The organism is Mucilaginibacter flavidus (assembly GCF_024055575.1).
GTDB classification, from domain to species: Bacteria; Bacteroidota; Bacteroidia; order Sphingobacteriales; family Sphingobacteriaceae; genus Mucilaginibacter; species Mucilaginibacter flavidus.
Genome location: NZ_JAMXOE010000049.1, coordinates 1 through 13,349, shown reverse-complemented (window position 1 = coordinate 13,349; position 13,349 = coordinate 1). Strand labels below are relative to the sequence as shown.

At 44.1% G+C, this 13,349-nt stretch carries 11 protein-coding genes; 5 read left to right on the top strand and 6 right to left on the bottom strand.

Features of this window, described 5'->3' with window-relative positions; all coding sequences use genetic code 11:
- The 4 genes from NAF19_RS30245 to NAF19_RS30230 all read right to left on the bottom strand — a co-directional run.
- On the bottom strand, window positions 1-3,717 hold a 3,717-nt coding region (locus NAF19_RS30245; protein WP_252794178.1), incomplete at its 3' end, for a beta strand repeat-containing protein.
- Between the two features lie 96 nt (window positions 3,718-3,813).
- Entirely contained in the window at window positions 3,814-4,242 is a 429-nt protein-coding gene (locus NAF19_RS30240) for a hypothetical protein (RefSeq protein WP_252794177.1), read from the bottom strand.
- A gap of 545 nt (window positions 4,243-4,787) precedes the next feature.
- Window positions 4,788-5,321, bottom strand: coding sequence for a phage tail protein (locus NAF19_RS30235; protein WP_252794175.1), 534 nt, complete (start codon window positions 5,319-5,321; stop codon window positions 4,788-4,790).
- Window positions 5,322-5,758: 437 nt separating this feature from the next.
- Window positions 5,759-6,922: an ABC transporter substrate-binding protein gene (locus NAF19_RS30230; protein WP_252794174.1), complete on the bottom strand. Its 1,164-nt coding sequence runs from the start codon at window positions 6,920-6,922 to the stop codon at window positions 5,759-5,761.
- 410 nt (window positions 6,923-7,332) lie between these two features.
- Between NAF19_RS30230 and NAF19_RS30225 the strand changes: the two genes are divergently transcribed.
- The 5 genes from NAF19_RS30225 (at window position 7,333) to NAF19_RS30205 (ending at window position 11,582) form a co-directional block, all read left to right on the top strand.
- Window positions 7,333-7,821, top strand: a complete 489-nt coding sequence (locus tag NAF19_RS30225) for a hypothetical protein (protein ID WP_252794172.1) — start codon at window positions 7,333-7,335, stop codon at window positions 7,819-7,821.
- A gap of 11 nt (window positions 7,822-7,832) precedes the next feature.
- Window positions 7,833-8,537: an aspartyl/asparaginyl beta-hydroxylase domain-containing protein gene (locus NAF19_RS30220; protein ID WP_252794171.1), complete on the top strand. Its 705-nt coding sequence runs from the start codon at window positions 7,833-7,835 to the stop codon at window positions 8,535-8,537.
- Window positions 8,538-8,549: 12 nt separating this feature from the next.
- On the top strand, window positions 8,550-9,530 hold the full coding sequence (locus NAF19_RS30215) for a sulfotransferase (RefSeq protein ID WP_252794169.1): 981 nt from the start codon (window positions 8,550-8,552) through the stop codon (window positions 9,528-9,530).
- 69 nt (window positions 9,531-9,599) lie between these two features.
- A complete protein-coding gene (locus tag NAF19_RS30210; protein WP_252794168.1) occupies window positions 9,600-10,562 on the top strand; it encodes a methionyl-tRNA formyltransferase in 963 nt (320 codons plus the stop codon).
- Window positions 10,563-10,586: 24 nt separating this feature from the next.
- On the top strand, window positions 10,587-11,582 hold the full coding sequence (locus NAF19_RS30205) for a phytanoyl-CoA dioxygenase family protein (RefSeq protein WP_252794167.1): 996 nt from the start codon (window positions 10,587-10,589) through the stop codon (window positions 11,580-11,582).
- A 446-nt stretch (window positions 11,583-12,028) separates the two neighbouring features.
- Here NAF19_RS30205 and NAF19_RS30200 read toward each other — a convergent pair whose 3' ends face one another.
- Window positions 12,029-12,574 carry an adenylyl-sulfate kinase gene (locus NAF19_RS30200; protein WP_252794164.1) on the bottom strand — a complete coding sequence of 182 codons (546 nt, stop codon included), beginning with the start codon at window positions 12,572-12,574 and terminating at the stop codon, window positions 12,029-12,031.
- 91 nt (window positions 12,575-12,665) lie between these two features.
- Window positions 12,666-13,247 carry a T9SS type B sorting domain-containing protein gene (locus NAF19_RS30900; protein ID WP_252794162.1) on the bottom strand — a complete coding sequence of 194 codons (582 nt, stop codon included), beginning with the start codon at window positions 13,245-13,247 and terminating at the stop codon, window positions 12,666-12,668.
- Window positions 13,248-13,349: the final 102 nt, after the last annotated feature.

Genomic DNA, 13,349 nt, shown 5'->3' with positions numbered 1-13,349 from the left:
ATAGGTTTTTTTAGTCACCCCATCGGCTGCCGTTACTGTTGTGTAAACAGTGGTGGTATCTGTGTTTAACGAAACCGGGGCCGAGGCTACGCCCGATGTTGCCGGTACGCCGTTTACTGTTATAGTGGCTGCGGCATCCTGCGCGGTGGGAGTTACACTAATGGAACTTGTTGGATTGTATACGGAAGCTGTATAATCAAGGAAGTGCGGTCCCGGAACCACGGTCAATGCAGCTGCTGGAGTTATCTTAAGATGAGTGAGCAGCGCGTTGGTAGATGGTGCACGGTTTACGGTTAACGTGTAAGTTTTTGTAGTTGTACCGTCCTGGGCAGTTACCTGTATCGTTATCGTATTACTGCCTGCGATTAACGGCAGAGCTGCTGATTGGGTGCCGCTTGCTACAAATACCGGGGCGCCGCCGTTTACGCGCACCTCCAAATCACTCACGTTGGAGTCTGTTGTGGTTGGCGTTACCGTCATCGTGGTGGTAGCATTTGGCACACTTGCGGTGTAACCTGAAGTGGTATTAGTGTCAAATGTCGGGCTAAGCGGATCTACAGAAGTTGTAAGGCTGCTTAAGCTTGCATCTGATGAGAATACCGAGAATACGGTTGATGGCCCTGCAGCCGGGGCAAGATTGCCGGCCGCATCAGATGCTGTACCTGCAGCTATCGAGATACCCAATGTACCTATACCGGTAATGTTTGAAAGCGTTACCGTACTGGTTGTGCCAGCATTTGACACTGCAACTGTTGCAGTGGAAGCACCAGTGGTATTCAAAGTAATGTCACCGGTGCTGAGCGTGCTTGAATTGAAGTTTGCATCGGCGTAGGTCACTGTATAAGTTACTGTACCTCCCGTTCCCGAACCGATACCAGCCTGCGACGGTGCGCCGATAGAGATGGTTGGAGCTGTGTTGTCAAATTCAATATCATCTCCGGCGCCAATGTCGTTATACAAGGCACTTGTATTGCCCACAATATCATTAAACAGGAGGCTAAACGGTATGCGGCCTTCGGTATCGCCTGAAGTCATGGTGTACGATGCAACCCAATCATTGCCGCTTGTGTTAGTGGCTGTCAGGCTGTGTCCGGCTATACTAACTGTAGGTGCCTGGATGGGCTCATTTGTTGTAAAGCTAAGCGAAACCACATCGCCCACAGCTGCTATCAGCTGGTTACCGCTATGGTTTGAAGCAAATACCAGGGTGTTGGCAGTCGGCGCTGTGTTATCAATAGTATAAGTTTGCCCGGTGTTAAAACCGCCGGATATAGCGTTGTTGGCAACGTCTGTAATACCAGTACCACTACTGTTCAAATCAAGCCTGAGGTCGCCGTCGCCCGTAATGCTATTTACCGTTACCGTATAAGTTGCGCCGCTACCGCTTACAGCACTTACAGTACCGCTCACAGACCCCGACACGTTAGTGGCCGTAAAATCATTTTTATCAACACCTGTTACAGCTTCGCTGAAGGTTACCGTATAGTCAACACTTGTTGCATTGGTTGGATTAGCACTTGCCGTAACTATCGAAGCTACAGTTGGCGCAGTATTATCTATCGTAAAGACATCGCCAGTGGTAAATCCTCCGGCTGCGTTGCCAACCGCGTCGGTTATACCGGTGCCGCTGCTTTTCAGATCGAGTCTGTATGTGCCATCACCTGTTATATTTGTTATGGAAACATTGTAAACGGTAGTTGAAACCGGAGTAAGGCTAATTGTTCCCTGGCTTACACCACCTGTGGTAGTAGCCACAAAATCAGTAGCATCTACACCTGTTACCGGTTCGCTGAAGGTTACGGAATAATCTATTTGACTTCCATTTTGCGTGGTGCTGCCGTCCTGTTGCGTTATACTTAAAACCGTTGGTGCGGTAGTATCGATGGAATAGCTTTGACCCGTAAAGCCCGCTGCTATAGCATTGCCCGCCGCGTCGCTTATACCGGTTCCGCTGCTCTTAAGGTCGAGGCGTAGCGTGCCGTTACCGGATACCGACGAAACAGTGACCGTATAGCTGGTGCCTGAGCCGCTAAAGCCGGTAATAGAGCCGCTTGCGCCAGTACCCACAAGGTTAAAGTCGCTCTGATCAACACCTGTTACCGATTCGCTGAAGGTTACTGTATAATCTACAGATGTAGCATTGGTAGGGCTGGTATTTGCAAGCGCTATGGAACTAACTGTTGGTGCGGTATTATCAACGGCAAAAGTTGTTGATGGCCCGGCAGCCGCCGCGTTGTTACCGGCAAGGTCGTTGGCTGTATTAGCGGGAATAGATATACCTAAACTGCCAGTGCCGGTAATGCTTGAAAGTGTTACTGTGCGCGTTGACCCGGAGCCTGTTACGGATATGGATCCGGCAGATGCGTTACCACCGGTTGAGTTTACAGTTATATTGCCCGCGCCCAGTGTGCTTGCATTAAAATGGGCATCGCTATAAGTAACCGTATATGATACAGGGCCGCCAGTTGTAAGGCTTGCCGACGGGCTGCCGATGCTTATTGTAGGCGCAGTATTGTCAACTGTAAATGTTGTTGACGCAGATGATGCCGGAGCTGAGTTTCCTGCGGCGTCTGTTGCTGTTCCCGAGCCTATTGAAATGCCCAAAGTGCCATCTCCGGTGATGCTTGAAAGCGTTACTGTACGTGTAGAGCCGGAACCAGTTACCGCTACAGACCCTGCCGATGCATTGCCGCTTGTATTTACGGTTATATTACCTGCGCCAAGCGTACTTGAACTAAAATTGACATCGCTATACGTTACAGTGTAGCTTACGCCACCTGATTTTGTAATAGATGCCGATGGGCTGCCGATACTGATGGTTGGTGCGGTTTTATCAATGCTATAGGTTTGACCTGCATAAGGCAAAGTTGTACTTATAGCCTGAGATAAGCTGCTTGCATTCGCAAGATTTAATGTAACATTACCATCTCCGCTGCCCGTAGTTACGGGTATCGTCCATGTAACACCACTGTCGCCGGTTGTGGGTGTACCTACAGCGGCGCCGCTAACGCCAGACGTTGTTAGCGAAAAATTACTTGCCGTTACGCCTGTTACTGCAGCGCCGAAAGTTAGTGTATAGTTAACGGTGCTTCCATTTGACGGTGTAGAACCCGCACGGTTTAAAGAACTTACGGTTGTTGCAGTAGCGGTTGTAACGTTATCTACACCTATTCCGAATGCCGTTGAACTCGAGGAGGTCAACCTTATTTCATCAATATTATCGAAGTTACTGGTTAACGTTACGGCCACCGGGCTTGTAGAGCTTAAACTTGCAGTTGAGACACCCGTACCAACCTCACTGCCTGATTTGTAGGCATGCACAGTGATTGACTGGGACCCGCCAGCTGTTGCACCAACAGATGTAGGGGCAACGGAGATACCTGTTAATTTAAAAGTTCCGCCAGAAGTACTATAGAACCTCGCATAGGAAAATACGGGCGTTGTCCCCGTCTTTTGCAACCTTAAAAAAGGTTGGGGGGATATCGTTGAACGGATATCCAGTGCCCCTGTCCCTACAATTTCTGCCGAAAATCCGGCAGCTTCAGAGCAGTTACTACTGGTAAAAGTGTAAGTAACATCGCCGGATGTAGTATTCGCTAATGACGCAGAGGCCGAAAAACACGACCATGTAATATTTGCGCCATTTTGGGCCTGCACATGGTTACTTAATAAAGTAAAAGCCGACATTATACAGGCAAAAAGTAAACATTTTTTCATAAAATATTGATTTAAATTCGGTTCCGAAAAATCTGACTATATGGTATTGTAATATTAAATGTTTAGTAACGGTGACTAATGCCAACGCTTATTGTTTTAATTAATGTTTGTAAACCTTTGCCCGGTTTTTAAACCATAAAAAGCAGCCTGCCGTGCTGGCAGACACGTATTATTTATATTAAAAAAGTTAATGGCAATGTACCGTTGGTTAAAGCAAACAACCTGAAATTTATGCTTATCCACTATAGCAGATCCCGGCGTAAAAGCATCTTTATTGTTTTCAGAAACTGCTGCAACAACTATTTTAAGCCCAGCGCTGTTGATGCCTGTGGTAGCGCCTATATTCCAGCTATTACAGGTATTCAGAAGGTCGTTTATTTCATTTACCCCCATCATTTCCCAATTGATCATTACCTCCGCCAACTGCGGCCATTTAAAATACTTCGCCTTATTTTCGTCCTGCGGTGTTTTATTTACCAGCTCATTGCTGTAAACCAGCTCCCGTATATGGGATACACCCTGCATCTGCCGTTTACCTAAAAATATAATTTACATAGTTTTAACTATGGTATTCTTCATTTTTAAAAAACATTCCCAAACAACAGCTCCGGTATCTAACTTACCAGATAGCTGGTGAATGGGCAAGCCAATATGCTTTACCCCTTTTTTTAGACGTCAGAAAGCCGGCGGTGGCCGCCTGAATTCAGGAAGTTTTCCAAAAGGTATATTATTAAGTGCCTTTTTTGAAACTCCGCTTAATTGTTCAACCTGTGTTTTATGGCTATCCCTGGCCAAAAAATGATGTCGGGTTCAAACAATTGCTGCTGTTGATATAGTTCTTCTTTTTTATATTTAAAAGCACCGCGATCCTGTTCGCGGTGCAAAAACCCAACAAGCAGGCCGAACTATTTCCTGTACCTGCAAATTGCTTAAATAAAATAAAACCCCTGCTTTGTTATAGCTGATTAGATAAGAAAGTAGGGGTATGCATATTTTGAATTTGATACGATACCAATTTTCATTGGCATTTACATTTATTACTAAAATATGTTAAATTATATTCGTTAAAATTAATTGCGTGAGGGGAAAATACCTTCCGTCGCAATAATAAAAGTTACTACAAGATATGGTTGCATGTTATCATGCGGGATACTGCCTCCCGCAACTGCAACCGCTGTAGGCGCTAATGTTGTGTCAGGAGTTGTAGTCACGAAGTTAAAAGGATTTCCTCCGGCGTCGTTATCAACCGATGTTGCCAAAAACCCATTTGTAGGTGGCCCAACTGTTCCTTGTGCTGTGCTGGCGTTTATCAGGTGGTTGTGTACCGGCATATTGCTATACAGCAAAGTTACATTTTCTTCACCGGCAGCCTCGCCTATTACTCTTGGCGTAAGTCCGGGCCCTGACCCCCAGTGCATCGGGGCGCGACCCCTGTAGTCCGGCAAGCCAAATGTTTGCACCCCGTCGCCGCCATAGGTTGTGCCTAGAATTGCGAATAAGGCTGAGTTTTGGGCGATCGACATTAATTGCCCGTTGCAGAGTGCCCAGCCCCTTGGATTAAAGTTGCCGGCAAACATTTTAATTTCTCCAATGTAAGGTTCCATTTTTTTTTAACGTTTAGTGTAGGTTTAAATTAAGGTTTATTTAATATGTTCAGGATTTGAATTTGTTCAAAGGTTGTAACGCTATCGCCGCCACAGGTGGTGCCAGGTATTGCAAATAATGCAGCGTTTTACGCTATCGACATTAATTGCCGCTTGCAAAGTTCCAACCAGGCTATGCGAAATTTCCGCCGAAAATCATGACTTGTCCCAGGTAAGGTTTCATAAAAATTTAATGTAAGTTTTAAGATTTTAGGTTAATGGATATGGCTTAGGCTTTTAAAGTGATTAATATTTAATTATCATCCAAGTTTAAGTACTTTTTTCTGAAATTTCAAATAAATTGTAAAAAAAAACGTTTACTTAATTACTTATTTTTTTAACCAGAAAAAAAACAAAAAAAACGTTGCTTTTTTAACGCAAATAGCGTTCTTATAATTTTAAACGCACAAGTAAGGGTTTAACCATCCGCTTATACTTCCTTCATGTATATCTCTAAACTGTTCAGCATCAAATTTTAGCCCCTTCCCCTGGCTTGTTATAGTTTTAAATATTTTATTTGTTGATGTTTTGATAGTTATTATATCAATTACAGGAAGTGAAAATCCAGATGCAGGGTAAAAGTTGCGTTCGCCACGTGGACCTACCACCGATTCCGTGTGCAATATTTCGGCAACTTTATTCAAATCACGTTTATGCAACAACGGCATAACTTCGCGCAGTGCAAGGCCAACTTCGTATCCAAGCAATCCAAATATGTTTGCCATCTGGCCTCCGGTATGCTCAAACTTCTTTATAAATTCAACGTTTCGGGGGCTTTCGTCAGCCCGGCTCCATGTTGATGCCGATACCAGTTCGAGGTCCAGGTTGCCAACGTCCTCAAGTACGTCGTCATAAGCCATATTTTCAACTACTAACAGCGGGATTTTTTTATGATAGCCGGATGCTTTCCATGCCTGTAAAAACTCATTGCCAATAGCCCCGGCGAAAATTGCATGAACAAACGGCGGCTGATTTTTCTTAATTTCTTCAAAAAAAACATCCAATTCCATTCGTTGCGGATTAGCCCTGTCATGCGGAATAACGTGTACAGCTAACGGCCCTCCACCCGCATCAATAACGCCGTTAAGAAAAGTACTGTCCAGGTTATAACCTGCTTCGTAAACCGTCATTACCATCATGCCGCCCTGGCCGTATTCTTTGGCAGCCCAGTAGCCTAATGCGTATTGCGTTTGCCAAATCTGCTGCGACGCAAAAAACACCCTGGGGCTCAGGTAATTGAACCAGGGGATATGCTCACCCATGTCAAAAAAAAGCCCGAGTCTGTTATGACGCTCAATAGCAGGTATTATTTCAGGTAACGACTTGTAGCTAATAAAACCCGAAATAACGTCGGCCTGCTCAAAAAAAATCAACCTGTTGACTGCTTCAAGTGTACTTGCCGGGTCGCCCATTTTGGTGTATACCGGTATAAATTGTATTTCGTTATGCTTAGGCTTACCCTTGTAAATGCCCAGCAATATGCCTGCCATTAAGTGATGATTGTAATAAAGATACACGCCTGAATAAGGTGCCAGCATTCCAACTTTTAAAGGTCCTGTCATTTAAGTAGTAAATCGTAAATGTTCACTAAAATAGCAATTGCACGCCTGAAGCGAAAATAAAGTATATGCGTTATGACTTTCACTATAGTTAAACAATACTTGTTAGGCGATGATATGCGGACATTACAATCAGTATTATAATGCGGTAAGTAATATTGCTGATTGCATAGTTACCAAATAATTTTAATAATAATTCACTCTTTTCCACCCTTGTGAATCTTATTGTTCCCGAAGGTGTTGTTAAACTTTTTATATCCGCCTGTAATTAGACTACCACATAAAAGAGCAATAAGCCCGGTAAACGTTTGAATGCCAGGAACTATTATTATGTTAACGCACTTACTATTATCTGCGATTTTTTTTGAAGGACTGGTGCTTGTAAAATCACCGCACGTTTAATACTTTTGGTAATGGAGCTGCCGGTAATCGATATCATCGTTGAATTTGTTACGTCTATTGGATTGGAAGTAGTTAAACGGCCCGTAAACCAGGATACTTTTTTACCGGGACTATTACTGGAAGGCGGAAAAATCATCATCGATACCAACAAATTGCAATATCCCGGCGACATTCTTCACGAAGCCGGGCACCTGGCGGCTTGCGATGCAGATACCCGTAACACGATAGGTTCCCCTCTGCCTGAATATATGGACGGCGGCTTCGAAATGCTGGCGTTGGCATGGTCGTACGCTGCGTGCTTACATATAGGCCTGCCTGCATCAGTTGTCTTTCATAATGGCGGGTATAAAGGGGAGGGGGAGCATCTTTTGCAAACCTTTGCCAATGGGTCATATATTGGTTTGCCAATGTTACAATACCGTGGCTTAGCATACGACAAAAAAAAGTCTGCCGAAATGGGCGTCTTGCCGTACCCCAATATGGTACGCTGGTTACACTAAACTTATATCACATGGTACGGTACGCAAAATTGCAGTTGGCGTTTGATTTTAAAGCAACCCAGGCCGAACTAACCTCGGCCCGGAATGAATGGCAGCCACATCTTAATACATATCATTACTCAGGCTCGTGGAAAGTTCTCTCCCTGCGCTCACCGGGTGGCAGCCATAAAAACATTATACCTGACTTGATCGGCGAAAGCGACTTTTTGGACACCGAGTATATGGGGCATTTTGCCTCGGTAAAAAAAATTATGGCAAGTCTGCACTGCCCCATAATGGCGGTGCGTTTTTTGAATTTACAAGCAGGCGCTATAATAAAAGAACATACCGATGCGGAACTCGCCCTGGAAAAAGGCGAAGCGCGGCTGCATTTTCCAGTGTTTACCAACCCGCAAGTTGAGTTTTATTGCGAAAAAGACCGGATATTTTTAAACGAAGGCGAATGCTGGTACCTTAATGCCAACCTTCCGCATAATGTATCAAATAATGGAGATACCGACAGGGTACACCTTGTGATTGATTGCAAAGTGAATGACTGGTTAAAAACGATTATTGAATCATCGGGCGAAATAGCGTATAAAAAAGAAGAGGTTGACGAGAACATGATAAAGCTGATTGAGGAATTAAGGTATCAGAACACCGAAACTTCCAATAAATTAGCTGCGGAACTTGAGGAAAAAGTGAAAACTATACGCGCAGGCAACCCGGCTGTTTAATACCCGCTACCTATGGATGACGTTAAAATTGAAGGCTGGATACCGTATAAGCTTGCAGCTATTGAAGGCGAGCCGATATGCCACTGGTTAAACACCTTCGACTTAACTTTTACCGAACCTTTTTTTGACAGCACGATTGCAAAGTGCAGGGCTTTGGATGCAAATCGCAATAAATTCTGTTCTGTTAGCAACCTCGATGCTATGGCGAAACGGGCCGGGGAGGTAGCTGAGGTTTCACCTGCGGCTTTTATCTTTCATATCTCGCGTTGCGGTTCAACGCTGTTATCACAACTGCTCGCATCATCCCCAAAAAATGTATCACTCGCAGAGGTGCCTTTTTTCGACGACATCCTTCGCTTGCCTTTTAAATACAAAGGATTTAACGAAGCGAAAATAAACGGATTGTTAAAAGCAGCCATTAAATATTATTCGTACAAAATTACTGCAGATGAAAAACCTGGTGAACAAAAAGCCGAACGTTTATTTATAAAAGCCGACAGCTGGCATATAATTTTTTATGAACAATTAAGGCGCCTCTTTCCGGCAGTGCCATTTGTTTTAATGTACCGCAGCCCCGATGATGTTTTTAGGTCACATCGTAAGCAGCCGGGCATGCAGGCCGTGCCCGGATTGATTGAGCCGGAATTATTTGGGTTTAACCAGGACGTGGTCAACCAGGATGCCCAGATTTACCTGGCTAGTGTATTGGCAATTTATCTAAACAAATATTTGGGGATAGTAGCAAATGATGCTAACTGCCTGCTGCTTAATTATAGCGATGGGCCGATGCAAATGATAGATAAAATTGCAGCATTTGCCAACACAGCTTTTACTGAGGATGAGCTTTTAAATATGGATGACCGGAGCCAATACCATTCAAAAAAACCGGGCGAACGCTTTAGCGAAGCTGTTGTAACGGGGTTTCCGGCATGCCTTACTAATGCAATGGAGTTATATCAAATCCTTGAGAAAAAAAGATTGGCAACGTCGTAATTCCAAATTGAATTACTTTACCTATTTTGCCCTGAATTGTATACCCCAAAAATTCTAAATCTTATTTAAGTGAAAATAATATTGCTCACAAGCGGCCCTTTTTCTATACCCTGCATGCATTATTTGGCCGGGCAAAAAATGCTGCATAGCGTTGTCTCGCCAGGCGCGCCAAATAAAAATACTGTGCCTATCGAACTTAACGCCGGGCATTTAAATATCCCGTTTAAGCGTTTTTTAAAACATGAATTGTGGTCTGAGCTTAAAAACTGGTTAACCGAAGCCCGGCCCGATTTGGTTTTAGTGTTTGGCTGCGGTTATAAGATTCCTGCTGAATTATTTGCTATTCCGAAATTTGGCTTTCACAACGTGCACTTTAGTTTATTACCGGCATATCGTGGTAAATCGCCTGTTTTTTGGCAAATAAAAAACGGAGAAACTGTCGGTGGGATAACTATCCATCAAATGACGGAAAGCTTCGATAGCGGCGCAATGTTGATGCAACATCAGACTGCCATTTCACCCGGCGATACGCTTGGCTTGTATACAGCCCGCCTGGCTATCGAAAGTGTGCAGGTCATCAGCAAAGCGATTGAAAAATTATCGAACACTGGCAACGACCTGCTTTACCCTCAAAACGAAGACAGCGCAAGTTGTTTCCCGGGGGTTGGTATCGAGGACCTTAAAATTAACTGGGAAACACAATCTGCAAAGGAAATTGAAAACCTTGTTAACGCCACCAACGCCGATTATGGCGGCGCGATATCCGCGTTCAGGGGGCAGCCGCTCAGGATAATTGAAGTAATGCAAATACAGGTTACCAACCCGGCTGACTTTGCGCCAGGCTCCATTATACACGCCGATACCAACTATGGCATACTGGTGGCATGTAAAAACACTGAATTTTTAAGAATTAACATAGTGCAAACCGCTGAGGGCATATTTTCGGGTATTAAACTTACAGGCCTTGGTATAAGGCCTGGCGACCGTTTCGAAAGCGCTACCGGTTTATCGGGCGTGCAAATTACTGTCTAATACAATGTTTGAAATCCAATGTTTATGATAGATACGCTACTAATCTCATCGGAAGAAACCGGAGAACTGCAGGTTATGCACATGAAAAGGTATTGGTGCAAGTGCATGCTAAAACGCAGGGGAGCGCTTACCCCGGATGCTTTTGGCGAAGAATTTCAATTGGATAAAACCATGCTTTCAATACTTGGCCTGGGACTGGAGCAAACCGTAAAATATCTTTACTTAACAGCCCCGTCGTTCCAAGAGTTCGAGCAATGGGTATTAGAGACAAACGGCAGACCCTTGCCGGAAAATATCACACGTTTTAATAACACCATCTTAAACCCCGATTATATCAGCAAGCAGTCGGTACCAAAAGTTTTAGATGATGAACAACTTGAGTTTTGGGATAAAAATGGTTACATCATATTACGGAATGCAGTACCGAAGGCCGACTGTGAGAAAACTATAGAGGTTATTTGTGATTTTATTGAAGTTGACCGCAACGACGCGGACACGTGGTATACTCCGCATCCCGCAAGGCAAGGTATAATGGTACAGCTTTTTCAACACCCTATTCTTGACAAGAATCGCAATTCGGCAATAATCAGGGCAGCCTACGAACAACTGTGGGACCGTACCGATATCTGGGTTAATGCCGACCGGGTTGGTTTTAATCCCCCCGAGACGGGACGTTGGAAATTTCCCGGTCCGAGGTTGCATTGGGATACTAAACTGAAATTGCCTATCCCATTCAACTTGCAGGGAATACTTTACCTTGCCGATACCGCCGAAAACCAGGGCGCATTTAGCCTGGTGCCGGGCTTTCAGCATCGCATTGACAGCTGGCTGACCAGCCTGAACGGTAAAAATCCTTATGGTGAAGATTTGCATGCATTAGGCTGCATCCCTATTGCAGCAAACGCCGGCGATTTTATAATATGGCAGCAGGCATTACCTCACGGCAGCAGTGTCAACACATCGGATAAGCCAAGATTTGTACAATATTTTACTTATGCACCTACTGATGCTGAAGGTTAATTGCCTGTTATTGAGTATTTTTTAATTGGTAAAATAAACGGCATTTATATGTTAGCGGATGTGTGATTTTTATCAGGGGGTTACCAGTACCTCCCTGATGCCGCCGGGGCTTACCTTTGCGCCGGGGCCGGTAAGATTGACAATATACCAGGCGCATATTCGTGTAGCTGCAAAATTAAGCATTATAAACCATGGAATACTGACACTGTTTTGTCAGTGATTTTACAAATTTTAGTAGTAGGCTTTAAGCAAAAAACAGCCATAGGGGCCAGAAAATACACTTTTTTACCAAAATGTGTTGACTGTTCCTGTTCCACCCTGTTCTATATGTTTCACTGTGAACAGCAACGTTTTTTGAAGCTATTATAACAACCAAATGTGTAAACTCCTGCCGTTAATCGGCGGAGACGATTACCACCTGAGGGCTTCGCCATTCGGGTCGGGGCCTATGTAAACGGCACTGATTTATCATTTATGAACCGCGTTATAAAATCACAAAGCATATCCCCTGATTGCCCGCTTGTTTGTTCGTGCGTATTAATTATCAAATCGCATGTTAGGGGTAAGTCGTAATCATCGTTAACTCCGGTAAGGTTGTTCAATTTCTCGGGATGATTTTCAGGAAGTCGCGCCCGTTTATAAAGGCCTTTGGTATCGCGTTCAATTAAAACATCGATTGAACAATTTATCCAAACGGTTTTAACTCCGTATTTTTCTTTTAATTCAAGCCGTACTTCTTCAAAGGGATTAATAGCCGCAATAATTACTACATCGCGGCTGCCGGTAAAAGTATATGCAGCCTGCCCTAAACGGCGAATATTTTCGCAGCGGTCGGCTTTTGAAAAGCTTAAATCGGCACAAAGCGTTTTGCGATAGGCGTCGCCGTCAATTATTTCAACCGAAAGGTCTTCTTTACCCAGCTTTTGCTTTACATATTGTGATAGTGTTGTTTTGCCTGCACCAGATAAACCGGTAAGCTGAATAATTAGCATTGTCAAAAATAGTGATATATCGGATATGCAGGTTAGAGATTGGATGATTGGAGATTAGGGGAAAACGCATCCCCTAATCTCCAATCATCCCCTAATACTTCAGCACGATAAACCCTGTTTTATGCTTCGTCTCATTTCCATCTTTATATTCTAACGTGTAGAAATAAGTACCAGGCAGTTGCAGTTTACCGTTGGTACTGGAATGCCCGTTGAAAGCTTTTGTGACATTGTCATAGCCCTTTACTTCGTATACAAGTGCACCACTACGGCTTATTATCTGTAGTTTATTATCAGGATGAGCTGCAATGCCTTCTATAACCAGTACATCACTTTTACCATCTCCATTTGGCGATACGTTTTGGTGCACAGCAATTGTGCTATTAGCAACCGGCGATTCCAGCGGCTGGTATTGCATAACGACACCAGGGGGAGCCAGGCGTGTTACCAATATTGCATAAGTTTTTTTGGTTGTGCCATCGCCTGCCGTTACAGTTATGTAAACAGTGGTGGTATCGGCATTTAACGAAACCGGACCAAAGGCCACGCAGGACGTTGCCGTAACCCCGTTTACCTTTAGGGTGGCTGTGGCGTCCTGTGTGGTGGCGGTTAAACTGATGGAACTTGTTGAATTACTTACTGTGGTTTCATAAAACGAGATCGTTGCAAAATTCACGACACCTTTCGTATTAGCGATTTTGCGGTGAATTTCGCTTTTGGTTTTTAATAATGTCTGAATTTGGCGTTCATTTTCTTTTGTTTTTCATTTTATGGGGGT